The 26,852-nt window shown below is 67.1% G+C and carries 23 protein-coding genes; 12 read left to right on the plus strand and 11 right to left on the minus strand.

From position 1 onward, the window contains the following. The first annotated feature begins 120 nt into the window (after positions 1 to 120). Both tsaB and AC6LJ2_RS14810 read left to right on the plus strand, forming a co-directional pair. Positions 121 to 1,386 (plus strand): tRNA (adenosine(37)-N6)-threonylcarbamoyltransferase complex dimerization subunit type 1 TsaB, encoded by a 1,266-nt coding sequence (gene tsaB / locus AC6LJ2_RS14805; RefSeq protein ID WP_498151622.1) that lies wholly within the window; start codon positions 121 to 123, stop codon positions 1,384 to 1,386. Further along, positions 1,383 to 2,420, plus strand: coding sequence for a uracil-DNA glycosylase (locus tag AC6LJ2_RS14810; protein WP_498151623.1), 1,038 nt, complete (start codon positions 1,383 to 1,385; stop codon positions 2,418 to 2,420). Before tsaB ends, AC6LJ2_RS14810 begins: the two co-directional genes overlap by 4 nt. Positions 2,421 to 2,533: 113 nt before the next feature. On the opposite strand, the gene lplT is transcribed toward AC6LJ2_RS14810, so the two are convergent. After that, on the minus strand, positions 2,534 to 3,853 hold the full coding sequence (gene lplT, locus AC6LJ2_RS14815) for a lysophospholipid transporter LplT (protein ID WP_445658399.1): 1,320 nt from the start codon (positions 3,851 to 3,853) through the stop codon (positions 2,534 to 2,536). Between the two features lie 313 nt (positions 3,854 to 4,166). Between lplT and smc the strand changes: the two genes are divergently transcribed. The 3 genes from smc to ligA are packed head-to-tail and all read left to right on the plus strand — an operon-like array spanning position 4,167 to position 10,924. Continuing rightward, complete coding sequence (gene smc / locus AC6LJ2_RS14820) at positions 4,167 to 7,700, plus strand: chromosome segregation protein SMC (RefSeq protein ID WP_445658400.1); 3,534 nt, start codon at positions 4,167 to 4,169, stop codon at positions 7,698 to 7,700. 45 nt (positions 7,701 to 7,745) lie between these two features. Then, positions 7,746 to 8,825, plus strand: coding sequence for a cell division protein ZipA C-terminal FtsZ-binding domain-containing protein (locus AC6LJ2_RS14825; protein WP_263910441.1), 1,080 nt, complete (start codon positions 7,746 to 7,748; stop codon positions 8,823 to 8,825). After that, the gene (gene ligA, locus AC6LJ2_RS14830; RefSeq protein ID WP_498151624.1) at positions 8,825 to 10,924 is read left to right on the plus strand and encodes an NAD-dependent DNA ligase LigA; all 2,100 of its coding nucleotides are present in this window, start codon (positions 8,825 to 8,827) and stop codon (positions 10,922 to 10,924) included. Before AC6LJ2_RS14825 ends, ligA begins: the two co-directional genes overlap by 1 nt. Positions 10,925 to 11,010: 86 nt before the next feature. Here the strand turns inward: ligA and AC6LJ2_RS14835 are convergent, their stop codons facing one another. The 4 genes from AC6LJ2_RS14835 to msrB form a co-directional block, all read right to left on the minus strand. After that, entirely contained in the window at positions 11,011 to 11,787 is a 777-nt protein-coding gene (locus AC6LJ2_RS14835) for a peptidylprolyl isomerase (protein ID WP_025137083.1), read from the minus strand. Between the two features lie 17 nt (positions 11,788 to 11,804). Next, complete coding sequence (locus tag AC6LJ2_RS14840; RefSeq protein WP_263910443.1) at positions 11,805 to 12,074, minus strand: BolA family protein; 270 nt, start codon at positions 12,072 to 12,074, stop codon at positions 11,805 to 11,807. Positions 12,075 to 12,158: 84 nt separating this feature from the next. Beyond that, the gene (locus AC6LJ2_RS14845) at positions 12,159 to 12,737 is read right to left on the minus strand and encodes a septation protein A (RefSeq protein WP_498151625.1); all 579 of its coding nucleotides are present in this window, start codon (positions 12,735 to 12,737) and stop codon (positions 12,159 to 12,161) included. After that, complete coding sequence (gene msrB / locus AC6LJ2_RS14850; RefSeq protein WP_263910445.1) at positions 12,738 to 13,136, minus strand: peptide-methionine (R)-S-oxide reductase MsrB; 399 nt, start codon at positions 13,134 to 13,136, stop codon at positions 12,738 to 12,740. Between the two features lie 52 nt (positions 13,137 to 13,188). Between msrB and AC6LJ2_RS14855 the strand changes: the two genes are divergently transcribed. The 7 genes from AC6LJ2_RS14855 (at position 13,189) to AC6LJ2_RS14885 (ending at position 20,236) form a co-directional block, all read left to right on the plus strand. Next, positions 13,189 to 13,866, plus strand: a complete 678-nt coding sequence (locus tag AC6LJ2_RS14855; RefSeq protein ID WP_263910446.1) for an energy-coupling factor ABC transporter ATP-binding protein — start codon at positions 13,189 to 13,191, stop codon at positions 13,864 to 13,866. Continuing rightward, the gene (locus AC6LJ2_RS14860; RefSeq protein WP_263910448.1) at positions 13,863 to 14,459 is read left to right on the plus strand and encodes a CbiQ family ECF transporter T component; all 597 of its coding nucleotides are present in this window, start codon (positions 13,863 to 13,865) and stop codon (positions 14,457 to 14,459) included. Before AC6LJ2_RS14855 ends, AC6LJ2_RS14860 begins: the two co-directional genes overlap by 4 nt. Positions 14,460 to 14,488: 29 nt before the next feature. Then, positions 14,489 to 15,046, plus strand: coding sequence for a biotin transporter BioY (locus AC6LJ2_RS14865; protein ID WP_263910450.1), 558 nt, complete (start codon positions 14,489 to 14,491; stop codon positions 15,044 to 15,046). A gap of 249 nt (positions 15,047 to 15,295) precedes the next feature. Beyond that, positions 15,296 to 16,459, plus strand: coding sequence for an ABC transporter substrate-binding protein (locus AC6LJ2_RS14870; protein WP_263910452.1), 1,164 nt, complete (start codon positions 15,296 to 15,298; stop codon positions 16,457 to 16,459). Positions 16,460 to 16,593: 134 nt separating this feature from the next. After that, the gene (locus tag AC6LJ2_RS14875; RefSeq protein WP_263910454.1) at positions 16,594 to 17,631 is read left to right on the plus strand and encodes a branched-chain amino acid ABC transporter permease; all 1,038 of its coding nucleotides are present in this window, start codon (positions 16,594 to 16,596) and stop codon (positions 17,629 to 17,631) included. 5 nt (positions 17,632 to 17,636) lie between these two features. Further along, positions 17,637 to 19,475: a branched-chain amino acid ABC transporter ATP-binding protein/permease gene (locus tag AC6LJ2_RS14880; protein ID WP_263910455.1), complete on the plus strand. Its 1,839-nt coding sequence runs from the start codon at positions 17,637 to 17,639 to the stop codon at positions 19,473 to 19,475. Continuing rightward, positions 19,472 to 20,236, plus strand: coding sequence for an ABC transporter ATP-binding protein (locus AC6LJ2_RS14885; protein WP_498151626.1), 765 nt, complete (start codon positions 19,472 to 19,474; stop codon positions 20,234 to 20,236). Before AC6LJ2_RS14880 ends, AC6LJ2_RS14885 begins: the two co-directional genes overlap by 4 nt. 48 nt (positions 20,237 to 20,284) lie before the next feature. On the opposite strand, the gene AC6LJ2_RS14890 is transcribed toward AC6LJ2_RS14885, so the two are convergent. The 6 genes from AC6LJ2_RS14890 to AC6LJ2_RS14915 form a co-directional block, all read right to left on the minus strand. Continuing rightward, entirely contained in the window at positions 20,285 to 20,707 is a 423-nt protein-coding gene (locus AC6LJ2_RS14890) for an ASCH domain-containing protein (RefSeq protein ID WP_498151627.1), read from the minus strand. Then, positions 20,689 to 22,839 carry a phosphocholine-specific phospholipase C gene (locus tag AC6LJ2_RS14895; RefSeq protein ID WP_445658402.1) on the minus strand — a complete coding sequence of 717 codons (2,151 nt, stop codon included), beginning with the start codon at positions 22,837 to 22,839 and terminating at the stop codon, positions 20,689 to 20,691. Before AC6LJ2_RS14895 ends, AC6LJ2_RS14890 begins: the two co-directional genes overlap by 19 nt. Positions 22,840 to 22,931: 92 nt before the next feature. Further along, a complete protein-coding gene (locus AC6LJ2_RS14900; protein WP_498151628.1) occupies positions 22,932 to 23,777 on the minus strand; it encodes a branched-chain amino acid aminotransferase in 846 nt (281 codons plus the stop codon). Positions 23,778 to 23,851: 74 nt separating this feature from the next. Then, complete coding sequence (locus AC6LJ2_RS14905; RefSeq protein ID WP_498151629.1) at positions 23,852 to 24,871, minus strand: ABC transporter substrate-binding protein; 1,020 nt, start codon at positions 24,869 to 24,871, stop codon at positions 23,852 to 23,854. A gap of 109 nt (positions 24,872 to 24,980) precedes the next feature. Beyond that, positions 24,981 to 25,964, minus strand: coding sequence for a branched-chain amino acid ABC transporter permease (locus AC6LJ2_RS14910; protein ID WP_263910460.1), 984 nt, complete (start codon positions 25,962 to 25,964; stop codon positions 24,981 to 24,983). Beyond that, positions 25,961 to 26,848 carry a branched-chain amino acid ABC transporter permease gene (locus AC6LJ2_RS14915; protein ID WP_445658403.1) on the minus strand — a complete coding sequence of 296 codons (888 nt, stop codon included), beginning with the start codon at positions 26,846 to 26,848 and terminating at the stop codon, positions 25,961 to 25,963. The genes AC6LJ2_RS14910 and AC6LJ2_RS14915 overlap by 4 nt, the downstream gene beginning before the upstream one ends. Positions 26,849 to 26,852 lie beyond the last annotated feature (4 nt).

Genomic DNA, 26,852 nt, shown 5'->3' on the forward strand with positions numbered 1-26,852 from the left:
GTAACAGTGACAAGAACCAGCGGCTAGTGGGCGTTCACAAGATATTACACATTGCGAACCATGGTTGAAATCCCCCTTACATACGGGGGAACGGCCCGGTATTTCGTACAATCTGCTCCTATGGAACTAAACCTGCTGGCTCTGGAAACTTCTTCGTCGCGCTGCGGCGTGGCCCTTTTGCGCGCGTCCGGCGACCGGCTGGAGGTCAGCGTCCGCGAGCATGAGGGGTCCCAGGAGCACGCGGAACGCCTCTTGCCCATGGCGAACGAGTTGTTGGCCCAGGCCGGATTGCCCCCTGGCGCCTTGCACGCGGTGGCGTTCGGCCAGGGGCCGGGCGGCTTTACCGGCTTGCGGGTGGCCTGCGGCGTGGCCCAGGGCATGGGCATGGGGCTGGGCATTCCGGTGTTGCCCATTGTGTCGCACCAGGCGGTGGCCACCCAGGCCGTCGGCGGGGCGGACGAGGCCATCGTGGTGGCGCTGGACGCTCGCATGAATGAAGTCTATCTGGCGGTTTACCGTCAGGCCGGCCCGGCGGGCGGCGAGCCGGCCTGGGAAACCCTGCAGGCACCGCTGCTGATCGCGGCCGCCGAAGTCGTGCCCTGGACGGCGCATCATCTGCCTGGCTGGTCGCGCAGCGCCGGGCGGCCCCTGGCCGTGGTGCTGGCGGGCGATGCCTGGGATGCCTACGCCGCCGACATGGTCGCGCCCGATGCCTGGCGCCGCGCCAGCGAGGCCCTGCGGCCCGAAGCCGCCAGCGTGGCGCGCCTGGCGCGCCAGGGCTGGCTGCGGGGCGACGCCGTGCCCCCGGAACAGGCGGCGCCGCTGTATGTGCGCGACAAGGTGGCGTTTACCACCGCCGAGCGCCAACGCGGCGAGGGCGGCAACCCGAAGGCACCCTCGACCCTGGCGCCCGTATGCCCGCAACCGCTGACCGATGCCGATCTCGACGACGTCGTCGCGATCGAGGCCAACGTGCAGTCCTTTCCCTGGACCCGCGGCAATTTCGTCGATGCGCTGGCGGCCGGTTATGGCGCCTGGACGCTGCGGCGCGAGGGGCGGGTGGCGGGTTTCTGTATCGTGATGTTCGCGCCCGACGTGGCCCACGTGCTGGTGATCGCCGTGGCTCGCAGCCTGCACCGCCAGGGGCTGGGCAGCGTGCTGCTCGACTGGTGCGAGCAGCAGGCGCGCGAGCGCGGCCTGGAGGGCGTGCTGCTGGAAGTGCGGCCGTCCAATGTGTCAGCCCTGGCGTTCTACCAGGCCCGCGGTTATCTGCAGATCGGCCTGCGGCGGGGCTATTACCCTGCCGAGAAGGGCGGGCGCGAAGACGCCCTGGTGATGCAGAAGCGCTTTGATGCGCTTGCCGCGCCCCAGGGAGTGGCGGCATGACGGCCCCGACCGCCGCGCCGGCCTCGTCCGCGCCTCGCGTCAATCCGCTGCAGCGCCTGTGGCTGCGCGAGCTGGGCATGGAGCGCCTGTGGCTGCGTCCGGCCGCTGCGCCGGTGGCGCAAGTCCTTGTTTCAAAAACAGATTCATCCCCGGCCGGGCAAGTGGGCGCGGCGGCGTCTCCGACGCCCGGCGCGGGGGCGCAAGGCGCCGCTTCCATCGTCGTGCCGTCCCTGGCCGCGCCCGGTGCGCCTGCCGCAGGGGGGGCGTCCCAGGCGGATATGCCCAGAGCGGGTACGCCCCAAGCGGGTACGCCCCAAGCGGGGATGCCCCCAGCGGGTATGCCCCCTGTGTCGTCACCGCGCACGGGCGGTCCCGCTGCAGCCGTGCGCAATGGGCCGCCGCCGCGTCCCGCGGCCAAGGCCGATGCCGCGCCTGACGCCGCGCCGGTGCGCATCCCGGTGGCCGAGGCCGTCAAGCACGCCAACCTGGACGAACTGCGGGAACAAGTCGTGGCCTGCACGGCCTGCGGCCTGTGCGAGGGGCGCCGCCACGCGGTGTTCGGGCACGGCGGCCAGCCCACGCGCTGGCTGGTGGTGGGCGAGGCCCCGGGCGAACAGGAAGACCGCCAGGGCCAACCCTTCGTGGGCCGCTCCGGCCAATTGCTGGATGCCATGCTGTCTGCGGTGGGCATGAGCCGCGAGCGCGACGTGTTCATCGCCAACGTCATCAAGTGCCGGCCCCCGGGCAACCGCAATCCCAAGCCCGAGGAAATTGCCGCCTGCAGTCCTTACCTGATGCGCCAGATCGCGCTGCTCAAGCCCGAGCGCATCCTGGTGCTGGGGCGGTTCGCCGCTCAGGCGCTGCTGGGCACCGATGCCACCATCGGCAGCCTGCGTGGCCGCATCCACCAGATGAAGACGGACGAAGGACGCGAGATTCCGGTGATCGTGAGCTACCACCCGGCTTATCTGCTGCGCAGTCCGGCCGAGAAGGCGCGCGCCTGGCAGGATTTGAAACTGGCGGCCCGTATGTAGGCAGGGTGTAGGCGGGCAGGGCCGAACCGGGTCCACGTTGCCCGGGGCACAGGCAAAAAAAAGGCCGGCATCCGTGATGGACCGCCGGCCTTTCTGTTTGTTGGGGGCGGGCGTCAGTGGCCCTTGGTCGAGTCCAGCGCGTGGCCGTGGCCTTCCTGGCCGATCTGGTCGTGCAGATCGGGGTCGTTGGCCAGGTTGCGCTTGCTCCAGCGCATGAACACCACCATCAGCACGGCGACCACGGTGCCGAAGATCACGATGATGACGTTGATGGGCAGTTGCAGCCACAGCAGCAGGGTGTACATCGCCACCATCAGCAGGATGTTGAGCTGCTCGTTGAAGTTCTGCACGGCGATCGAGTGGCCGGCGGACAGCAGCACGTGGCCGCGATGTTGCAGCAGGGCATTCATGGGCACCACGAAGAACCCTGCCAGGCCACCGGTCAGCAGCAACAGCAGGTAGACGCTCCAGGGCGAATACACCAGCGGCATCAGCAGCACGACCAGGCCCATCGCGGCGCCCACGGGCAGCACCGCCAGCGCGCGACGCAGCGGAATGCGGCCCGCCAGGATGGAACCGACGACCGTGCCCAGGGCGGCCACGCCCATCAGCATCGACGCCTTGTCGAGCTGGTAGCCCAGGTGGCTGCGGCCCCATTCGATGACAATCAGTTGCAAAGTCGCGCCCGCGCCCCAGAACAGCGTGGTGACCGCGAGGGAGATCTGGCCCAGCTTGTCGCGCCACAGCACGCAGACATAACCCCAGAACGTGCGGATGAGCTTGACCGGGTTCTTCTGCTGCGGCGGATAGCGCACATGGGTGCGCGGAATCAGCAGGTTGCACAGCGCTGCCAGCAGGTAGACGAAGGCGATGACCAGGATGGCGGCCTCGGCCGGCGTGTGCACCAGCTTGCCGATGAACGAGTGGTTCAGCAGCGCGGTGGACACCGTGGTGGAGATCAGCAGCCCGCCCAGCACCGTGCCCAGGATGATGGAGAAGACAGTCAGGCCTTCGATCCAGCTGTTGCCCTTGACCAGCATGGTCGGGGGCAGCATCTCGGTGACGATGCCGTATTTGGCGGGGGAGTAGGCGGCGGCGCCGATGCCCACGACCGCATAGGCGGCGCAGACGAGATAGGTCTGGTATTCAGGGGCGACGCCGACGCTGGCGTACGAGAACATCAGCAGGCAGCCGGCGACTTTCAGGGCGTTGGTCGAGAACATGACGCGGCCCTTGGGGAACGAGTCCGCCAGGGCGCCGACAAAGGCCGCCAGCACCACGTAGGCCAGCGCGAAGGACCATTTCATCAAGGGCGCCAACCAGTCGGGGCCGTGCAGTTCCTGTATCAAGGCGATGGCTGCGATGAACAGCGCGTTGTCCGCCAATGATGAGAAGGCCTGCGCGGCCATGACCAGATAGAAACCTCGTTTCAAGAATGTCCCCGTTCTTTGACCTGAGCCCGGTCAGTCTGCGTGAAAATTTATGTGACTTGCGAAAAAGTGTCAGCGAGTATAGCCCGTGGCGCGGGTAGGGCTATTCAGCGTTTGCCCGCGGGTTGCGGCAGGTCAGCCCGAGGGGGGGCAGGATGCGGGCAGCCCCCGGCTTGACCGTTGTTCACGTTTGGGGACAGACTGCCTGCGGTATCATACGACCCATACGTGAGCCGGCCCCCCTGGGGCCGGTTTGCAATGTGTGCGGCAGGTCCGTTAACGCCTTTCGTTCAACCCACCCCGTCGTCATCGTACTGTGCGTCTCACTCAGCTAAAACTCGCCGGCTTCAAGTCTTTCGTCGATCCCACCGTGATTCCCGTGCCCAGCCAGCTGGTGGGCGTGGTGGGTCCCAATGGCTGCGGCAAATCGAACATCATTGACGCGGTGCGCTGGGTGCTCGGCGAGGCCAAGGCCTCGGAGCTGCGCGGCGAGTCCATGCAGGACGTCATTTTCAACGGCTCGGGCAACCGCAAGCCGGCGGCCCGGGCGTCGGTCGAAATGGTGTTCGACAACAGCGAGGGCCGCGCCGCCGGGCAATGGAGCACCTACGCCGAAATCGCCGTGCGCCGCGTCCTGACCCGCGACGGCGCCAGCAGCTATTTCGTCAATAACCAGCAGGTCCGCCGCCGCGACATCCACGACATTTTCCTGGGCACCGGCCTGGGCGCGCGGGGCTACGCGATCATCGGCCAGGGCATGATCAACCGCCTGATCGAGGCGCGCCCCGAGGAATTGCGGGTGTTCCTGGAAGAGGCCGCGGGCGTGTCGCGCTACAAAGAGCGCCGCCGCGAAACCGAAAACCGCCTGTCCGACACGCGCGAGAACCTGACCCGCGTCGAAGACATCCTGCGCGAACTGAACAGTCAGCTGGAAAAGCTGGAAGCCCAGGCCGAGGTCGCCACCCGTTACCGCGAGTTGCAGGCCGACGGCGAAAAGAAGCAGCATGCCCTGTGGTTCCTGAAGGAAACCGGCGCCCGCGAAGAGCGTGCCAGGAAAGCCCAGGAAATGGCGCAGGCCCAGAACGAGCTCGAGGCCGCCATTGCCGGCCTGCGGGCCGGTGAGGCCGCGCTGGAATCCCGCCGCCAGGCCCACTACGCCGCCAGCGATGCCGTCCATACGGCCCAGGGCGCGCTGTACGAAGCCAATGCCCAGGTGAGTCGCCTCGAGGCCGAGATCCGCCACGTGGTGGATTCCCGCAACCGCCTGCAGGCGCGTCGCGACCAGTTGCAGCAGCAGATCGCCGAATGGACCACCCAGCGCGAGCATTGCACCGAGCAGATCGCGCAGGCCGAAGAAGACCTGGCCGCCGGCGCCGCTCGTACCGAAGAGGCCCGCGCCACCGCCGAAGACGCCCAGGCGGCCTTGCCGGCGGTCGAGCAGCGGGTGCGCGAAGCCGCCTCCGGCCGCGACGAGATGCGCGCCGCCCTGGCCCGGGTGGAACAGAACCTGGCCCTGGTGGCGCAGACCCAGCGCGACGCCGACCGCCAGATGCAGGCCCTGGAGCAGCGCCGCGAGCGTCTGCAACAGGAACTGCGCGAATTGCACAGCCCCGACCCGGCTCGCCTGGAGCAACTGGCTGGCGACCGCGCGGCAGGCGAAGACCAGCTTGAAGAAGCCCAGGAAGAACTGGCTACCCTGGAAGGCCGGGTGCCCGAAGCCGACGCCGAACGCAGCCGCGCCCAGGCCGCCGCCCAGACCGACGCTCAGAACCTGGCCCGCCTTGAGGCCCGCCTGTCGGCGCTGGTCAAGCTGCAGGAAGACGTCCAGAAGCAGGGCGCCCTGGAACCCTGGCTGGCCAAGCACGAGCTGGCCGGCCTGGCGCGCCTGTGGCAGAAGCTGCACGTGGAGCCCGGCTGGGAAACCGCCCTGGAAGCCGCGCTGCGCGAGCGCATGGCCTCGCTGGAAGTGCGCAACCTGGACTGGGCCCGCGCGTTCTCGGACGATGCGCCGCCCGCCCGCCTGGCTTTCTATCAATTGCCGCCGGCGGCGCCCGCCCCGGCCGCGCCGGCCGGCATGACGTCGCTGGCCAGCCTGCTGCGCATCACCGATCCTGACCTGCGTACGCTGCTCAACGAGTGGCTGGGCGGCATCTACACCGCCACCGACCTGACCCAGGCCCTGGCGATGCGCGCCACGCTGCCGGCCGGTTCGGCCTGCGTGGTCAAGGCCGGCCACCTGGTGGATGCGCACAGCGTGCGCTTCTACGCCCCGGATTCCGAACAGGCCGGCCTGTTGGCCCGTCAGCAGGAAATCGAAAACCTGCAACGCGAGATCAAGGCCCAGCAACTGATCACCGACCAGGCTCGCGCCGCGGTGGCCCGCGCCGAGGTCGCCTGGCAGCAGGTCAGCCAGGCCATCGCGCCGGCGCGCCAGCGCGTGGCCGAAGTGACCCGCCGGGTGCATGACATCCAGCTTGAACACTCGCGCCTGCAACAGCAGGCCGAGCAGTCCGGCGAGCGCGCCTCGCGCCTGCGCCAGGACCTGGAAGAAATCTCCGCCCACGAAGAAGACCTGCGCGCCACCCGCGAAGAGGCCGAAGCCCGTTTCGAGGCCCTGGACGAGGAACTGGCCGAACATCAGTCCAGGTTCGCCGATGCAGAGATGGACGGCGAAACCCTGGCCGCCCAGGCCGAGGCCGCCCGTACGCGTCTGCGCGAACTGGAACGCGCCGCCCAGGAAGCCGAATTCGCCGAGCGCAGTATCCAGGTCCGCATCACCGACCTGCAGCGCAACCAGCAATTGGCGGCCGACCAGAGCCAGCGCGCCAGTGTCGAACTCGAACAACTGCAGGCCGACCTGGTCGACCTGGACGCCTCGGCGTCGCAGGCCGGCTTGCAGGACGCCCTGGAATTGCGCGCCGAGCGCGAAGACGCGCTGTCGCGCGCGCGCCAGGAAATGGAAAACCTGTCGGCCCTCTTGCGCGGCGCCGACGAAGACCGCATGCAGCAAGAGCGCACCCTCGAGCCGCGCCGCGCCCGCATCACCGAACTGCAGTTGCAGGAGCAGGCCGCCCGGCTGGCCGAAGAACAATTCACCGAGCAGTTGAACGCGCGTGAAGTCGACCGCGAGGCCCTGGCCCAGGACCTGGCCAACCAGCCCGACGAATGGCGCCGTGCCAACTGGCTGCAATCGGAAGTCACGCGTATTTCACGCCAGATCGAGTCCCTGGGATCGGTCAACCTGGCCGCGCTGGACGAACTGAACACCTCGCGCGAGCGCAAGGGCTTCCTGGATGCGCAGCACCAGGACCTGATGACCGCCATCGATACCCTCGAAGACGCCATCCGCAAGATCGACCGCGAAACCCGCGAACTGCTGCAAGAGACCTTCAACGTGGTCAATGGCCACTTTGGCGAGCTCTTCCCCAAGCTGTTCGGCGGGGGCGAAGCCAAGCTGACCATGACCGGCGAAGAAATCCTCGACGCCGGCGTGCAGGTGATGGCACAGCCCCCGGGCAAGCGCAACAGCACCATCCACCTGTTGTCCGGCGGCGAAAAGGCCCTGACCGCGACCGCGCTGGTGTTCGCGCTGTTCAAGCTGAACCCCGCGCCGTTCTGCCTGCTGGACGAGGTGGACGCGCCGCTGGACGACGCCAACACCGAACGCTACGCCAACCTGGTCGCCAACATGAGCGAGCAGACCCAGTTCCTGTTCATCTCGCACAACAAGATCGCGATGCAGATGGCCAAGCAGCTGATCGGCGTCACCATGCAAGAGCAGGGGGTTTCGCGTATCGTTGCGGTAGATATAGATTCGGCCGTCCAGATGATGGCCTCCGAAGCGGCATAAACCAATATTCAGAATGGCGCCGGCTTCCTGGCGCGGGATTTACACATGAGTGATTTGCAGATCGGGCTGATTGCCCTGGGCGTCTTGCTGATACTGCTGGTGCTGGGCTTCAATTGGTGGCAAGACCGCCGCGTCCGCCGCAAGATGCAAAGCCATTTTCCCACCTCCGAGCAGGATCCCCTGCTGGGGGCGGGTGCAAATGCGGCCGCGGGCGCAACCGCCGCGGGCGGCGCGGCCATGCGGCGCGAGCCGGGCATGGGCGATGCCCCCAAGGCACACCCCGAGCAACCCAAGCCGGTCGATCCGGGCAGCGATGCCGACGACGCCGAAGAGCCCGATCCCGCGTGCGAAGTGGTCATCGAAATCAACTTCGCCGAGCCCGTGCGCGGCGCCGACCTGTTGCCCTACATGCAAAGCCTGCGCCACGTGGGCCGCAAGCCTATGCGCGTGTTCGCCGAAACCGACCAGCGCCGTCACCGCGCGCGCGTACATGCCGGCGAATCCTATGCGTCCATGCAGCTGGCCGTGCTGCTGGCCAACCGCAGCGGCCCCCTGACCGCCATCGAATGGTCGCAGGCCTGGGCCCGCGCCCAGGACATGGCCGAACGCTTCGATGCGCTCATCGAAGGCCCCGACCAACAGGCCGTGCTGGAACAAGCGGCTCGCCTGGACGACACCTGCGCCGCGCTGGACACCCAGGTCGGCCTGACGCTGCTGCTGGGTGCCGCCCAACCGGCCGCTGAAGTCCTGAACGTGGCGCGCGATGCCGGCTTCGTGGCCGATGGCAACCGCCTGGCCTGGCCTGCCGAGAACGGCGTGGCCCGCTTCACGCTGGCGCGCGCCGATGGCGCTGCCTTCGACGCCGGCATGGGCGGCATCGAACGCCTGTACCTGCTGCTGGACGTGCCGTGCAGCCCGGCGGACAGCCGTGCCTTCGGCCGCATGGTCGACGTGGGCCGCGAATTGGCCACCCGTTTGCGTGCCGATCTGGTCGACGACCAGGGCAAGCCCCTGGCCGACGGCTCTGAAACGGTCATCGACGAACGCCTGCAAGTGCTGTTCGGTCAGCTCGAACAAGCCGGTTTGCCGGCGGGCAGCGAGCGCGCTCAACGGGTGTTTGCGTAATGAGCAAGGCCGGAGGGACCCCTGCGGCGGAAACCGCGGCTCGCCTGCGCGCGGAGATCGAGCAGCACAACGTCCGCTATTACGTCTACGACGACCCGTCGATCTCGGATGCCGACTACGACCGCCTGATGCGCGAGCTTCAGGACCTGGAAGCCGCCCACCCCGAGCTGGTGTCGCCCGAATCGCCCACGCAGCGCGTGGGGGCGGCACCGGTGTCGGCCTTCGGCAGCGTGCGCCACGCGGTGCCCATGCTGTCGCTGGGCAACGCCTTCGACGAAGAAGACGTCGTGGCATTCGACCGCCGGGTCACCGACACGCTGCGTGGCGCGGGCCTGCTGGGCCCGGCCCAGCAGGCCGAATACTTCTGTGAACTCAAGCTCGACGGCCTGGCGATCAGCCTGCGCTACGAAGATGGCCGCCTGGTGCAGGCCGCCACCCGCGGCGACGGCCAGACGGGCGAAGACGTGACGTCCAACATCCGCACCATCAAGGCGATTCCGCTGCAACTGACCGGCCCCGCACCCAGGGTGCTGGAAGTGCGCGGCGAAGTCCTGATGAATCGCGCCGACTTCGAAAAACTCAACGCGGCCCAGGCCAAGCGCGACGAAAAGGTCTTCGTCAATCCGCGCAACGCGGCCGCCGGCAGCCTGCGGCAGCTGGATCCGCGCATCACCGCCAAGCGGCCGCTGCGCTTTTTCGCTTATGGCTGGGGCGAGGTCCAGGGCCTGCCGGGCGGGCAGAGTGGCCTGTTCGACGAGGCGCCGGCGGGCGCCGCCGAGGCCTCGCCGCTGCCCGAGAAGTCCCACGGCGCGATGCTGGACTGGCTGGCCTCGCTGGGCCTGCCCGTCAACGTCAAGCACAACCTGCGCGCCACTGGCGCCGAAGGCCTGATGGCGTTCTACGCCAAGGTCGGCGCGCTGCGCGCTGCCTTGCCCTACGACATCGACGGCGTGGTCTACAAGGTGGATTCGCTGCCGGCCCAGAAACTGCTGGGCTTCGTGGCGCGCGCGCCGCGCTTCGCGCTGGCGCACAAGTTTCCCGCCGAAGAAGCCACCACCACGCTGCTGGACATCGAGGTGCAGGTGGGCCGCACCGGCGCCATCACCCCCGTCGCCCGGCTCAAGCCGGTGTTCGTGGGCGGCGTGACGGTCACCAACGCCACGCTGCACAACGAAGATGAAATCCGCCGCAAGGACGTGCGCATCGGCGACACGGTCATCGTGCGGCGCGCGGGCGACGTGATTCCCGAGGTCGTGGGCGCCGTGCTCGAGAAGCGGCCCGATGATGCGCGCGAATTCGTCATGCCCAAGCAATGCCCGGTCTGCGGTTCCGCGATCGAGCGCCTGGAAGACGAAACCATCGCCCGTTGCACCGGCGGCCTGTTCTGCGCCGCCCAGCGCAAGCAGACGCTCTGGCACGCGGCCAGCCGCAAGGCGCTGGATATCGAAGGCCTGGGCGAGAAACTGGTCGAGCAACTGGTGGACAGCGGTCGGGTCAAGTCGCTGGCCGACCTGTTCAGCCTGCGCCCGCTTGAGCTGGTGGGCCTGGACCGCATGGGCCAGAAATCGGCCGACAACCTGGTCGAGGCCATCGACAAGGCGCGGGCTCCGGCGCTGGGGCGCCTGTTGTTTGCCCTGGGCATCAGACACGTGGGCGAGACGACCGCCCGCGACGTGGCGCGCCATTTCGGCAGCATCGAGGCCATCATGGATGCGGACGAAGATGCCCTGTCGTCCGTGCCCGACGTGGGGCCCGTCGTGGCAGGCTCCATCCGCCGCTTTTTCGCCGAGCAGCATAACCGCGACGTCATCGACCAATTGAAGGCGCAGGGTGTGCAGCCGGTGGCCGAGGCCGTGCCCGAAGACACTACCCTGGCGGGCAAGACCTTTGTCCTGACCGGCACGCTGCCCAATTGGACCCGCGAAGAAGCCTCGATGCGCATCCAGGCGGCCGGCGGCAAGGTCAGCGGGTCGGTCTCCAAGAAGACCGCCTACCTGGTGGCCGGCGAAGACGCCGGCAGCAAGCTCACCAAGGCCCGGGAGCTGGGCGTGACGGTGCTGGACGAAGACGCGCTGAAGGCGCTGTTGGGCCTGTCCTAGGCGTCCTAGGATGTATTGCCGGGAAACGCCGGCACAAAAAAAACTGCCCGCTGTTTGCGGGCAGTTTTTTTGGGAAGGCGACAGGCTTACTGAATCTTGGCCTTTTCGCGCAGTTCCTTCTGGTAATCGGCCAGGGTTTGCTGGCGCAGCATTTCTTCCAGTTGCGGACGCACTTGGTCCAGCGGCGGGAATTCGACCGGGCGGGTGTCGTCGACCATGATGATGTGCCAGCCGAATTGGGTCTGGACCGGCTTGTCGACCAGTTGGCCCTTCTTGAGCTGGGTCACGGCTTGCGCGAACGGCTGGACGTAGTTGGTCGGGGGAGCCCAACCCAGGTCGCCACCCTTTTCGGCGCTGCCAGGGTCTTTCGAGTTCTTCTTGGCCAGGTCGTCGAACTTGCCCTTGTTGCTCTTCAGCTGGGCCAGCAGGTCGTTGGCGGTCTTTTCGTCTTCGACCAGGATGTGACGGACCTTGTATTCCATCTTGCCGGCCTGTTCTTTCTTGATCTTGTCGTATTCGGCCGTGACCTTGGCATCCGACACCGGGTGCTTGGCCAGGTAGTCGGCCATCAGGGCGCGAACCAGGATGCCTTGGCGGGCCAGTTCGATTTCGGTCTGGACGTCGGCCTGCTTGGCGATGCCGGTGGATTCAGCGGCTTGCACGAAGACCTGGCGGTTGATCATTTCTTGCTTGACCTGTTCGCGCAGCTGGGGCGAATCGGTGGCGCCCTGGCTGACCAGCAGCTTGACGAATTGATCCAGGCTCTTTTGCGGAATGGCCTTGCCGTTGACAGTGGCCACGTTCTGGGCAAAAGCGGGCACAGCGATGACGCAGGCGGCGGCCAGCATGACGATGCGTTTCATGAATATCCTTTTACTAACTATTTGGGAGCCTGGGCGTCTAGCGCAAGCGCATGAATCGGATAGGGGATCAAATCTTGCAAATGATGATACACCAGCCGATGCCGTGCCACGGCGGAGAGCCCCGCAAAGCAGGACGCAACGATGTGCACACGATAATGGCCGGCGCCGTTTTTACTGCCTTCGTGGCCGGCATGCAAATGGGAGTCGTCCTGGATGTCCAGGGAAAGCGGTTCCAGGACGGCCAGGCGCTCCCGGATCAGGGCGATGCGATCGGTGGTTTCTGACATGGCGTCAATCGTAAAGTTCCGGCGCGTCGGGCGCGCCGTGGGGGAAGGGCGATGGGCCGGGCGCGCGGGCCCGGCCGGGCGGCCTCAGGGCTTGGGCGGGGTGCTGGAGCCCGGCGCAGCGTTGTCTTCGGTCTGGATGTGCTTGCCCAGCCAGAGCGATTGGCCGATGACGAACACGATCATCAGGCCCATCAGGCCAAAGGCCTTGAAGCTGACCCACTGCGATTCGGTGAAATGCCCCGAAAACGCCACGTACAGGTTGAGGGCGCCCGCGACCAGGAAGAAGCCGGCCCACACCAGGTTGAGCTTTTCCCAGGCGGCGTCCGGCAGCTGGATCTGCTTTTCCATCAGGCGGCGGATCAGGTTGCGGCCGAACAGCAGGCGGGCAAACACCAGCGCGCCACCGAACAGCCAATACAGCACCGTGGGCTTCCATTTGATGAAGACATCGCTGTGCAGCCAGATGGTGGCGCCGCCGAACACCAGGATGACGGTCAGGTTGATCCAGTGCATGGCTTCGGTGGCGCGGCCGGTGGCCTTGAGCCAGACGATCTGCAGCACCGCCGCCACCATGGCCACGCCGGTCGCGATGAAGATGTCCGTGAACCGGTAGGCCAGGAAGAACAGGAACAGCGGAAAGAGGTCGAACAGGAACTTCTTCATTCAGTCTTCTATGGGTTCGAACGTCATCGACAGGGAATTGATGCAGTAGCGCAGGCCGGTGGGTTCGGGGCCGTCGGGAAAGACGTGGCCCAGGTGCGCGTCACAGACGTTGCAGAGCACTTCCGTGCGCACCATGCCGTGGCTGGTGTCGCGTTCTTCGCGCACCAGTTCCGGATCCAGCGCCTGGAAGTAGCTGGGCCAGCCACAGCCCGCGTCGAACTTGGTGTCGGATGCGAACAGCGCGGTGCCGCAGCCCACGCAGCGGTAGATGCCAGGGGTGAAGGTATTCCAGTAGCGCCCGGTGAATGCGCGTTCGGTACCCTTTTCGCGGGTGACGACGTATTCTTCCGGGGACAGCTGGGCCCGCCATTCGGCGTCGGTTTTGCGTACTTTGTCCATATCAGCTCTTGGAGTCCCGATGCCCGAAATGGTTCGGGCATAATCCCGCCCCATGTTAATCGAGTTTGACCAGGCGATTGTATCGACGCCCCAGGCGGAAGTGTTGCGCGGGGTGAGCCTTCGGCTTGCCGGCCGCCGGGTTGGCATCGTCGGCCCGAACGGCGCCGGCAAGAGCACGCTGGCGCGGCTGGTCAATGGCCTGGTGCTGCCTACCTCGGGCCGCGTGCGGGTCGGCGGACTGGACACCCGTCAGGACCTCAAAGCCGTGCGCCGGCAGGTCGGTTTCGTGTTCCAGAACCCCGAAAACCAGATTGTCTTTCCCATCGTGCGCGAAGACCTGGCGTTTGGCCTGAAGCACCTGGAACCCGACCGTGGCCAGCGCGAGGCCCGTATCGAGGCCCAACTGGCCGCCCTGGGCGTGGCGCACCTGGCGGACCGCACCAGCCACACCCTGTCGGGCGGTGAGCGCCAGTTGGTGGCCTTGGCCGCCGTGCTGGTCATGCGCCCTGCGCTGGTGGTGTTCGACGAGCCCACCACCCAGCTGGACCTGCGCAACCGCAACCGGGTGCGCGACGCCATTGCCGCCTTGCCGCAGGACGCCATCGTGGTCAGCCACGACCTGGACCTGCTCGACGACTTCGAGCGCGTGGTGGTGGTGCGGGACGGCGCCATTGCTGCCGACGACACGCCCGCAGCGGCGCTGCGCTGGTACCGGAACCACTGCGCGTGATCGAACCCCTATATATACCCGGCGATTCGCCGCTGCACCGACTGCCCGCGTGGCTCAAGCTGCTGGCGCTGGCCGCGGCGGGCGCGGGCCTGTTTCTTTTGCACGATCCGCGCGGGCTGGCGCTGGCGTGCCTGGTGGCGGCACTGCTGCTGCGCCTGGCCGGGGCCACGGTGGCGGGCGTCTGGAGGCAGGTGCGCGGGCTGGCCTGGGTGCTGCTGGCCGTGGCCTTGTTCACGGGCTGTTTCCAGGGCTGGCAGGAGGCGCTGGCCGTGGTGCTGCGCATTGCCGCGATGGTGGGCCTGGCCTTGGCCGTCACCTTGTCGACCCGTACGTCCGACCTGATCGCCGTGTGCGAGCGCGTGCTGATGCCGCTGCAGCGGATCGGGCTGGTCGACGCCGGCAAGGTGGCGTTGGCGCTGGCCCTGGCCTTGCGCTTCGTGCCCGAGATATGGCGCAATTTCCATGAAATCCGCGAGGCGCAGGCGGCACGAGGACTGGGCGCAAACCCGGCCGCGCTGATCGTGCCCCTGGTGGTGCTGACCCTGAAGCGGGCCCAGGAAGTGGCCGAGGCCATCGACGCCCGCAGTCTCTGAACGCTCGTCTTGATAGAAAAGGCACTGCCATGAAATCCAACAACACTGTGCTGGTGGCCCTGTTCGCCGCGCTGATCGTCGTGATGAGCCTGATTCCGCCGGTGCCGCTGCCCGGCATTCCGGTGCCGATCACCTTGCAGACGCTGGGGGCCATGCTGGCCGGCGCGATGCTGGGGCCCGGGCGCGGCGCCTTGGCCTGCCTCTTGTATCTGGTGCTGGCGGCCATCGGGCTGCCGGTGCTGCCGGGCGGGCGGGGCGGCATGGGCGCGTTCTTCGGCCCCACGGGGGGCTTCCTGGTCGGGCTGGTGGCGGGGGCCTGGGTCACCGGCTTGCTGGCACGCCGTCTGGCGGGCCGGGCCGAGCGCTTCTGGCCGGCCCTGGCCGGCTATGCCTTCGCCTGCGTGGTGGGCGGCATCGTGGTGGTCTACGCGTTCGGCGTGCCGTGGCTGGCGACGGTTACCAAGATGGGTTTGGCCAAGGCCGCGATGGCCGTGGCGGTGTTCGTGCCCGGCGATCTGATCAAGGCGGCGCTGGCCGCATGGGTCGCCGCCAGGGTCGAGCGGGTGTGGCCGATGCTGGGGCGTTGAATGCGGTGGCGGGGTGCGCCGCACAAGGGAATCCCCCAACTGACGCCCGCAGGGCTTTCAAGTACAAGTTCGCCATTAACGAATGCGTTTGCTGAACTGGGTTTCCGTAGCACATCAGGGATTTACCGTAGTTGTGCGAAGTCATTTGATACTCTTTTAACCCTATAATATTTTTTTCTGTATAACTTTAACTAGGCTCGCTTCCGCCTCGACCGGGGCAACAAAAGAGCCACCACAGGAGACAAAAACATGCGCAAGCACTTCGGCTTGTCCGCGGCCGCCGCCGCCGTTGCCCTGACCCTGCCGCTGCTGGCTAGCGCCCAGGTCAAAGTGGGTGTCACGGTGTCCAGCACCGGCCCCGCCGCCTCGCTGGGCATCCCCGAGCGCAACACCGTGGCGCTGCTGCCCAAGGAAGTGGCCGGCCAGAAGATCGAATGGATCGTGCTGGACGACGCCACCGACACGACGCAAGCCGTCAAGAACTCGCGCAAACTGGCTTCCGACGACAAGGTCGACGTGCTGATCGGCACGTCGGTCACGCCGGGCTCGCTGGCCATGGTGGACGTGGCCGCCGAAGCCAAGGTGCCGATGATCAGCGTGGCCGCCAGCGCCAAGATCGTCGAACCCGTGGACGACAAGCGCCGCTGGGTCTTCAAGACCCCGCAGAACGACGCCCTGATGGCCGGCGCGCTGGCTGACGCGATGTCCAAGTCCAAGGTCAAGACGTTGGGCTTCATCGGCTTTGCCGACGCCTACGGCGACGGCTGGCTGGACGTGATGCAAAAGGCCGCCAAGGCCAAGGGCATCGAGATCGTCGCCATCGAAAAATACAGCCGCACCGATACCAGCGTGACGGGCCAGGTGCTCAAGCTGGTCGGCGCCAAGCCCGACGCCATCCTGATCGCCGGCGCCGGCACCCCGTCTGCGCTGCCGCAGAAGGAACTGAAGGCCCGCAACTACGGCGGCACCATCTACCAGACCCACGGCGCAGCCAACAACGACGTGCTGCGTGTCTGCGGCAAGGATTGCGACGGCATGTTCCTGCCGGCCGGCCCGCTGCTGGTCGCGGCGCAACTGCCCGACAGCAACCCGGTCAAGAAGTCGGCCCTGGCCTACGTCGAAACCTATGAAAAGGCCAACGGCGCCGGCTCGACCAACACCTTCGGCGGCCATATGTGGGATGCCGGCCAACTGGTCGTGGCAGCCTTGCCCGTGGCGCTGAAGTCCGGCGCCAAGCCGGGTACGCCGGAATTCCGCGTGGCCATGCGCGATGCCCTGGAAAACGTCAAGGACCTGGCGGTCTCGCAAGGCGTGTTCAACATGTCACCGACCGACCACGCCGGCTTTGACGAGCGTTCGCGCGTCATCGTCAAGGTCGAAGGCGGCAAGTGGGTCTACCAGCCCGGCCTGTAATCCCCGCGGATTGCCCGATCCAGGGGCGCCCGCCTGGGCGCCCCAGCAATGCTTCGCACCGGCCTCTCCGGCCGGTGCGTCGTATCAAGTGTCCCGGGCGCGGCCGGTGCACCAAGAACTAAATAGGTTGTTAGATGGATTCCTCAATTGCGCTGATCCTGCTGCAAGACGGTGTCGTCAACGGCGCCATCTATGCCCTCCTGGGCATGGCTCTGGTGCTGGTATTCGCCGTTACGCGCGTCATTTTCATTCCCCAGGGCGAGTTCGTGGCGTTCGGCGCCCTGACCCTGGCGATGCTGGTGGATGGCAAGGTGCCCGGCACCGCCTACCTGCTGCCGCTGCTGGGCGTGGTCTGCCTGGCGCTTGAACTGCTGCGCGCACTGCGCACCCGCAACGCGGCCGGATTGGTTCGCGCGGTGCTGACCTGTGTCGTCCTGCCGCTTGCGCTGCTCTGGCTGACCGTCACGTATACCGCCGCCGGCAATTCGCTGTGGCTGAACATGCTGCTGACGCTGCTGCTGGTCATTCCGATGGGCCCCATGGTCTATCGCATCGTCTACCAGCCGCTGGCCGAAGCCACCGTGCTGGTGCTGCTGATCGTGTCCGTGGCGGTGCACTTCGCGCTGACCGGCCTGGCGCTGGTGTTCTTCGGCGCCGAAGGCTGGCGCACGCCGGCGTTCGTGAGCGGCCAGGTCGACCTGGGCTTCATGACGTGGTCGGCGCAAAGCCTGTTCGTGGTGGCGACCTGCGCGCTCTTGATCATTGCGCTGTGGCTGTTCTTCGGCAAGACGCTGTACGGCCGCGCGCTGCGCGCCACCGCCGTCAACCGTCGCGGCGCCCGCCTGGTGGGCATCAGCACCACCATGTCCGGCAGCCTGACGTTCACGCTGGCGGTGGCCATCGGCGCCATGTCCGGCATGCTGATCGCGCCCATCACCACGGTCTACTACGACACGGGCTTCCTGATCGGCCTGAAGGGCTTCGTCGGGGCCATCATCGGCGGCCTGGCCAGCTACCCCGTGGCGGCCGCCGGCTCGCTGCTGGTGGGTGTGCTGGAATCGTTCTCGTCCTTCTGGGCCAGCGCCTACAAGGAAGTGATCGTCTTCACCTTGATTATCCCGGTTCTGGTCTGGCGTTCGTTCAGCACCCATCACGTGGACGAAGAGGAATAAACGTCATGAACCGCATTTTGCTTGCTGTCTTCATCGTCGTCCTGGCCGGCCTGCCGCTGTTGCCGGCCACGCCCGAATTCTGGGTGACGCAGCTGAACTACATCGGCCTGGCCAGCCTGGTCGTGCTGGGCCTGGTGCTGCTGACCGGCGTGGGCGGCCTGACCTCGTTCGGCCAGGCTGCGTTCGTCGGCCTGGGCGCCTACACCACCGCCTACCTGACCACGCAATACGACGTGTCGCCCTGGCTGGCGCTGCCCGCCGGCCTGATCCTGACCGCCGTGGTGGCCTATCTGCTCGGCGCGATCACGCTGCGCCTGTCGGGCCACTACCTGCCGCTGGGCACCATTGCCTGGGGCCTGTCCTTGTTCTTCCTGTTCGGCAACCTGGATGCGCTGGGCAAGCATGACGGCATCGCCGGCATCGAGCCCATCAGCCTGTTCGGCATGTCGCTGGCCAGCGGTCGTCACATCTATTACCTGATCTGGGTGTTCGTGCTGCTGGCGCTGTGGGCAACCCGCAACCTGTTGAACTCCAGGCCGGGCCGCGCCATCCGCGCGCTCAAGAGCGGTGCCGGCATGGCCGAGTCGATGGGCGTGAACACGGCCGCGTACAAAGTCGTGATCTTCGTCTGGGCCGCCTTGCTGGCGTGCGTGTCGGGTTGGCTCTATGCCCACATGCAGCGCGCGGTCAGCCCCAGCCCGTTCGGCATCAACTACGGCATCGAATACCTGTTCATGGCGGTGGTCGGCGGCGCGGGCTACGTCTGGGGTGCCTTGCTGGGCTCCAGCGTCATCCTGGTGCTGAAAGACCAGCTGCAGAACCTCCTGCCCAAGCTGCTGGACACCAATGCCAACTTCGAGATGATCGTCTTTGGCGTGCTGCTGATCCTGATGCTGCAATACGCCCGCAACGGCCTGTGGCCGATCCTGGCGGGCTGGTGGGGCAGCCTGACGGGCGCCGACGGTTCGCGCCGCAACCTGGCGCCGCCCGCACCGGCGCCGGCCCTGCCGCTGCGTCCGCGTCCGCAGGCGGGGCAGGTGGTGCTGGAAGTGGATGCCATCCGCAAGGAATTCGGCGGCCTGGTCGCCGTCAACGACATCACCTTCAAGGTCCGCTCGGGCGAGATCATGGGCCTGATCGGCCCCAACGGCGCCGGCAAGAGCACGACCTTCAACCTGATCAGCGGCGTGCTGCCGGTGACGCGCGGCAAGGTCACGTTCATGGGCGAGCGTATCGACAACCGTTCGGCCCGCGAGATCGCCAGGCTGGGCGTGGGCCGCACCTTCCAGCACGTGCAATTGCTGCCGGGCATGACGGTGCTGGAAAACGTGGCGCTGGGCGCGCACCTGCGTTCCGACGTGGGGGTGTGGGCGGGTGCCCTGCATGCCGACCGTGCCCGCGAAGCGCAGCTGCTGCACGAAGCCGCCGAGCAGATCAAGCGCGTCGGCCTGGGCGAATACCTGTACGAACAGGCGGGCAACCTGGCGCTGGGCCAGCAACGCATCCTGGAAATCGCGCGGGCCCTGGCCAGCGACCCGGTGCTGCTGTTGCTGGACGAGCCGGCCGCCGGCCTGCGCTACAAGGAAAAGCAAGACCTGGCCCGTGTGCTGGAACAACTGCGCGCCGAGGGCATGAGCATTCTGCTGGTGGAACACGACATGGATTTTGTGATGCGCCTGACCAACCACCTGGTGGTGATGGACTTTGGCACCAAGCTGGCCGAAGGCGTGCCGGCCGAGGTGCAACAGAACCCGGCGGTGCTGGAAGCCTACCTGGGCGGCATCGACGACGATCTGCCCGAAGCCGACCAGGCCAAGCCCGTCACCGCAGGAGGCGTGCAATGACCGCGTCCAAACCCGTACTTGAAGTCAGCAATCTGTCGGCCCGCTACGGCAAGGTCGGCGCGCTGGCCGGCGCCACCCTGACCGTGCCGGCAGGCAGCATCGTCACCGTGATCGGCGCCAACGGCGCCGGCAAGTCCACCATGCTGAATGCCGTGATGGGGTCCTTGCCCCAGACCGGCCATGCGGCCGGCACCGTGCAGTACGCCGGCTCCGACGTGTCCGGCTGGCAGGTCGAGCGTCGCGTGGCCGCCGGCATGTCGCTGGTGCCCGAGCGGCGCGAGCTGTTCGGCACCATGTCGGTCGAAGACAATCTGCTGCTCGGTGGTTTTCGCCGTTACCGGGCGCGCGAAAGCGGCTGGCGTGACACGCTGAACGAGGTCTTCGACCTGTTTCCGCGGCTGCGCGAACGCCGCGCCCAGCAGGCCGGCACGCTGTCGGGCGGCGAACGCCAGATGCTGGCGGTGGGGCGCGCGCTGATGGCCAAGCCCACCTTGCTGATGCTGGACGAGCCCAGCCTGGGTCTGGCGCCGCGCATCGTGCGCGAGATCTTCCACATCATCGCGCGGCTGCGCGAAACCGGCGTGGCGATCCTGCTGGTCGAACAGAACGCCCGTGCGGCCTTGCAGGTGGCCGACTACGGCTACGTGCTGGAAACCGGCGAGGTCATCCTGCACGGCCCGGCCCGCGAGCTGGCCGGCGATCCCAAGGTCATCGAAAGCTACCTGGGCCTGGGCAAGGCCGCGGAGCAGGAAGCGGCCTGATGGGGGCAGGCGCCTGCGGGCGCCGCGGCCCCCTGGCGGGACGGGCGTTCAGTCCGTCCCGCGTTCGAACACCTCCACTACGCGAAAGCGCTCGCACACCAGCATCATGTCGGGTGCATAGCCGCCATTGCGGTCGAAGTACGCGATGTGCTCGGCCCGCCATACCGCGTACGGGCCTTCGCCTTCGGCCAGCGCAAACGCTTCGTCCACCTGGTCGAAGCGCTGCATCAGGACGCTGGTGGTTTCGATGACGCAGGCCGGGCGGCCGCGGCCGTCCAGCACTACGTCGCGCCGGCCCGCCTCGGGCACCGGCTCTTGCTCGTTGAAGTCTCGCAGTGCGCCGCAGGTCGCCGTCTTGGCGCCTGACAGCACCAGCGCCAGCAGTTCGTCGGCCAGTTCAGGCGAATCGCCGAACTGGAGGGTCACGGCGTTTTCGTAGGGGGCGGGTGGTTTCACGCGGGCGGTGTCCATTGCAGTATCAGTTCCTGTCCCATTGCGGGGTCCGAGATTGAGGGGGCGCCGGTCTCGATGCGCCCGGCCACGCGACGCACGAAACCGGGTTCGTCGTCGGCATGCACGCTGAAGTCGTACCAACCGCCGCTGCGCGCCAGGTCCCAGTCCACCCGGGTCTCGGCGCCGGCGGGCAGTGCGGCGTCGGCACGTCCAGGATAGCCGTAGGCATTGGCCTCGATGCGCACCACGCGGGCCTGGCCACCCGGGTTGCGCAGCGTCAGGTGCAACCGCGGGCCGGCCGCCTCGCACAGGGCTGCGACCGCCAGCGGTACCGTGCCCGCCTGCAAGCGGCCGGCGATGTGGCGGTGAAAGCCGTTGGGACCCAGCACCCACAGGTCATAGCGCCCCTGGTCGGCGGTGGTCGGCCAGATGCCTTCGAGCTGCTTGCCGGCTTCCACGGTGTAGCGGCGCGGACCGGCCTCCAGGTGCAGCCGGTCGTAGACGTGCAGTACCGCGCCGGCCGTGCCGGTATTGTCGAAACGCAGCACGATGCCGTCGCCGTCGATACGTTCCTGCACCGACAGCGCGTAGGGCAGGGGGCGCGAGGGCCGCGTGCCGGCCTGTTGGCGCGCCAGCCCGGGCTTGTCGGGCGCGGGCGGCGTGATGGTGCCGGGCAGCGCCGCGGCCTGGGCCGCGCGGTCGGCGGTGGCCGGCAGGCCGCGCAACCGATCGGCGTCGTCGGGCGTGGCGAAGTCGAAGATCGATGTCAGGTCGCCGCACACCGCCCGGCGCCAGGACGAGATATTGGTTTCGGCCACGCCGAAGCGCCGCTCGACGAAGCGCAGCACCGAGGTATGGTCGAACACTTCCGAATTGACCCAGCCGCCCTTGGTCCAGGGCGACAGCACGTACATCGGCACGCGCGGCCCCAGGCCGTAGGTGCCGTGCAGGTGGGCGGGGGTGTCGTCTTTTTCGACCCCCGTCACGATCTCGTGGTATTCGCCCACCGTGTCCACGGTGGATGCGCCGGCCAGCGTGCCGTCGGCTCGGCGCGTGGGCGGCGCGGGTGGCGGCATGTGATCGAAGAAGCCATCGTTCTCGTCGAACATCAGCAACAGGACGGTCTTGCTCCAGACCTCGGGATTGGCGGTCAGCGCATCCAGTACGTGCGCGGTGTAGTCGGCCCCCTGGGCCGGGCTTGACGGGCTGGGGTGTTCCGAGCCGGCCTTGGTGGCGCAGATCCACGACACCTGGGGTAGCGTACCGTCCAGCACGTCCTGGCGCAGCAGGTCCAGGTTGCGGGTGGTCAGCGCCTTGTCCTTCAAGGCTGCCAGCGACCCCGGCAGGCCCTGGTGGGCGTCGCGATAGGCCTTGAAACCGGCGGTGGGGTTGAGCGAATAGTTGTCCGCCATGTTCTGGTAGATGCGCCAACTGATGCCGGCGCGCTCCAGGCGTTCGGGGTAGGTCGTCCAGGTGTAGGCGCCGGCCGGATCGCCGCCGCCCAGCTTGTTGTACAGATTGCCCAGCGCCGGGCCGTTGCCCCGGCCCAGACCGTCGTTGGTGCCGCTCCAGACGAACAGCCGGTTGGTGTTGGTGCCGCCGGTGAACGAACAGTGATAGGCGTCGCACACGGTGAAGGCCCGCGCCATGGCGTACTGGAAAGGCATGTCGCTTTCCGTGAAGTACGCCATCGAATGGTTCTTCTTGGCGGCCGGCCACTGGCCCATGCGGCCGGCGTCCCAGGCATCCTGGGCATTGGACCAGGTGTGCGGGGTGCTGGCCACCCGCATGGTCTCGTAGGCCTCGGCGGTGTCCAGGTGAAACGGCAGCACGCTGCGCGGCGCGCCTTCGTCGGGCCGGCCGTTGTACTGGGCCCAGACGGTGCGGTGCTGGAAATCGGGGCTGGCCGGCACCGGAATCGGAAAGCGGTCGCCAAAGCCGCGCACGCCCGCCAGTGCGCCGAAGTAGTGGTCGAACGATCGGTTTTCCTGCATGAAGATGACGATGTGCTCGACGTCTTCGATCGTGCCCTTGCGGCGGTTCGCAGGGATGGCCAGCGCACGGCGAATGGAGGCGGGCAGCAGCGCCAGGGCGCTGCCGGCGCCGGCGACCGCGGCGCTGCCGCGCAGGAACTCGCGTCGGGATTGCATGCGGAAATTTCCTTGGTGCTGCGGTTTGTGTTCCATGCGGCGCTGCCCGCACGGGGCGGGCAGCAAGGGCGGATCCGGAAAAGCGTCGCGGCTTACTTGCTGCGGGTGCTTTCCGCGTAGTCCATGTACAGCTTGTGGGCGCGGCGGGCCATCGGGCCGTATTCCAGCTTGCGGTCTTGCACGCGGTTCACGTGCACCACCTTGCCGTAGTTGCCGGACGAGAACACTTCGTCGGCCGCTTCGATGTCGGCGCGCGTCAGGCTGCGTTCCTGCACGTCCACGCCATCGGCCTTCAGCAGGGCCAGCACGCGGCGGCGGGTGATGCCGTTCAGGAAGGTGCCGTTGTCCACGGGGGTGGACACCACGCCGTCCTTGGCGATCCAGAGGTTGCTGGATGCGAACTCGGCCACGTTGCCGTCGCCGTCCAGCATGATGGCGTTGTCAAAGCCCTTGTCCATCGCTTCGCGGATGGCGCGCTGGCCGTTGGGGTACAGGCACGAGGCCTTGGCGTCGGTGGGCGCCATGTTGGGCCACGACCGCGCAAAGCTGGAGAAGCAGGCGGCAAAGCCCTGGTCGCCCGGCATCGGCACCTTGAACACGTGCAGCACGAATTGGGTCTTGTCCGCATCGGGCAGCAAAAAGCCGTCGGCGCAGAAGAACATGGGCTTGATGTAGAGCTCGGTGCCTTCGGGGAACTTGGCCACGGCCTGCAGGCACAGCGCCTGGATTTCCTGCCAGCCCAGCTGCGGCTTCATCAGCATCTTCTCGGCCGAGCGGATGACGCGCTGGCAGTGCAGGTCCAGGTCGGGCGTCAGGCCGCGAAACGCGCGCGCGCCGTCGAAGACCATGCTGGCCATCCAGAAGGCGTGGTCGGCGGGGCCGAGCAGTTTGGGGTTTTCGGTGGTCCAGTGACCGTTGTGCCAGAACAGGGCGTCCATGGTGTGCTTCCTTTGCGTGTCTCGTCGTGGCGCTGTCTGCGCGCCGAAACGTCAGGATACATGAGCGCGCTGACTCATTCCTTGTCGAGCGCCGCCTGCACCCGCTGCGCCGCGTCCTGCGGCATCCACTGGCGCCAGACCGGGCCGTACTGCTTGAGGAAATAGCGCGCGGCTTCCTCGGGCTCCTTGCCTTCGGTTTCGAGCCAGCCCAGGGTGGCGTCGATGGCCTCGCCCGGTATCGTGAGCTTGGCCAGGAATGCGGCCAGCTGCGGGGCCTCCTTGGCGAAGGCGGCGTTCACGCCGGTCACCACGGGGTTGGGCTTGAATTCGGTGGCAACCGGCTTGGCGCACTTGGGGTCCGTCAGACAGGTATAGGCCGTCTGGTCGAAGGCGGGCAGTTCCAGCTTGACCAGGTCCAGCGCGCCGACCAGCGCGGTGGGCGTCCAGTAGTAGAAGACGATGTCGCGCTTGCGCTTGTAGGCGGACATGATGGCGGCCTTCTGCGCGGCGCCCGAGCCGGGCGCGAACAGGCTGTAGTCGCGGTCCAGCCCCAGCGCGCGCAGCAGGTTGTCGTTCAGCGTGCCACAGGCCCAACCGGCGGGGCAGCCGTAGATGCGGCCGCGACCGGGGTCTTCGGGGTCGGCGAACACTTCTTTGAAGCGCGCCAGGTCGGCGGCCGATTTCAGGTCGGGATGACGCTGCACGGTGTAGCGCGGCACGTACCAGCCTTCGCCCGCGTCATAGACATGGCCCAGACCCAGCACGCGGCCGCTGGCCAGCGCTTTCTTCCAGGCGCCTTCGATCTGGCCCGGCCAGACCTCGGGGGTGACGTCCACGTCGCCGCGTTGCAGCGCCGCCAGCATCGGCAGGGTTTCGCCGATCTCGACCGACGTCTTGCAGCCGTAGCCATGTTCCATCACATAGCGTTCGATGTTGGCCAGCACCAGGTTGGATTCCCAGTTCAGGCCGCTGAACCGCACCGGGCGGTTGACCTCGCAGGTGGGGCCGGCGGCCTGGGCCGGGGCGGACATCAACAGGGTGGCGGTCAGCGCCAGGGCGCCATGGACGGCGGCAAGCAAAGGCTTCGTGCGCATGGTGGAGCACCTTTCGGGTTGCGTGCCGGCCATTGTAAACACGCATGGCGCAGGCCCCATGACAACGGGGCCGCATCCAGCGGCCCCGTGGGTCTGTCGGTGCGACGGGTCAGGCGCGGGCGGCGCGCCGTTTCTCGACGAACGCGCTGATCTCGCCGACGATGCCGCGGCGGAACGCCAGCACGCAGATGACGAAGATCAGGCCGATCACGATGGTCACCGATTCGCCCAGGCGCAGGAACCAGTCCACGCCGGTCAGGTTGGCCATGAACTGGCCGAAGTCACCCACCTTGTTTTCCAGCAGCACCACGATGAAGGCGCCCAGGATGGGTCCCGTCAGCGTGCCGAGGCCGCCGATCAGCGTCATCAGGATGACCAGGCCGGACATCTGCCAGGTCGCGTCCGACAGGGTGGCGGACACGAACACCAGCGTCTTGGTGGCGCCGGCCAGGCCCGCAATGGCGGCCGACAGCACGAAGGCCAGCAGCTTGAAGCGGTCCACGTCGTAGCCCAGCGAGACGGCGCGCGGCTCGTTCTCGCGCAGCGCCTGCAGCACCTGGCCGAACGGCGAATGCACCGTGCGCCAGATGATGAAGTAGCCGATGATGAACACGCCCATCACCAGGTAGTACAGGTTCAGGTCCTTGGACAGGTCGATCAGCCCCAGCAGGGTGCCGCGCGGCACGCTTTGCAGCCCGTCTTCGCCGCCGGTGAACTTGGCCTGCAGGAAGAAGAAGAACACCATCTGCGCCAGCGCCAGCGTGATCATCGCGAAGTAGATACCGCTGCGGCGGATGGCCAGCGCACCCATCGCCAGGCCCAGCAACGCGGCCACCGCCACGCCGAACAGCAGGCCGATCTCGGTGGGCACGCCCCAGACCTTCAGCGCATGGCCGGTGGCGTAGGCGGCGCTGCCCAGGAAGGCGGCGTGGCCGAACGACAGCAGCCCCGTAAAGCCCAGCAGCAGGTTGAAGGCGCAGGCGAACAGGGCGTAGCACATGATCTTCATGGCGAAGATCGGATACACCCCGACGAAAGGAAGAATGGCCACCACGACGGCCAGGACCGCATAGCCCAGGAATTGACGGTTCATTTCTCTTTTCCGAACAGCCCGGCCGGGCGAATCAACAGAACAATGGCCATGATGATGAACACGACCGTGCTGGACGCCTCAGGCCAGAACACTTTGGTCAGGCCTTCGATCACGCCCAGGCCCAGCCCGGTGACGATGGCGCCCATGATGGACCCCATGCCGCCGATCACGACCACTGCGAATACGACAATGATGAGGTTCGACCCCATCAGCGGGGAGATCTGCAGCACCGGCGCGGCCAGCACGCCGGCAAAGCCCGCCAGCGCCACGCCGAAGCCGTAGGTCAGCGTGATCATGCGCGGCACGTTCACGCCAAAGGCTTCGACCAGCCGCGGGTTTTCGGTGCCGGCGCGCAGCAGGGCGCCCAGGCGGGTGCGTTCGATCACGAACCAGGTTGCCAGGCAGACCACCACCGACGCCGCCACGACCCAGCCGCGGTAGTTGGGCAGCACCATGAAGCCCAGGTTGGTGGCGCCGCGCAGCGCGTCAGGCGTGGGGTAGGGCTGGCCCGATACGCCGTAGAAGCTGCGGAACAGCCCCTCGATCAGCAGCGTCAGGCCGAAGGTCAGCAACAGGCCGTACAGGTGGTCCAGCTTGTACAGGTGCTTGAGCAGCAGCTTTTCTATCAGGATGCCGAACAGCCCGACGACCAGCGGCGCCAGGACCAGCATGACCCAGTAATTCAACCCCAGGTACGACAGCCCCATCCAGGCCAGGAAGGCACCCAGCATGTAGAGCGCACCGTGCGCGAAGTTGATGACGTTCAGCAGTCCGAAGATAACGGCCAGGCCGAGCGACAGCATGGCATAGAAGGAACCATTGACCAGGCCCAGCAACAGCTGTCCGAACAAGGCCTGTATGGGGATGCCGAAAATATCAGTCATCTTG

This window comes from Achromobacter sp. 1014246743 (genome assembly GCF_059760725.1).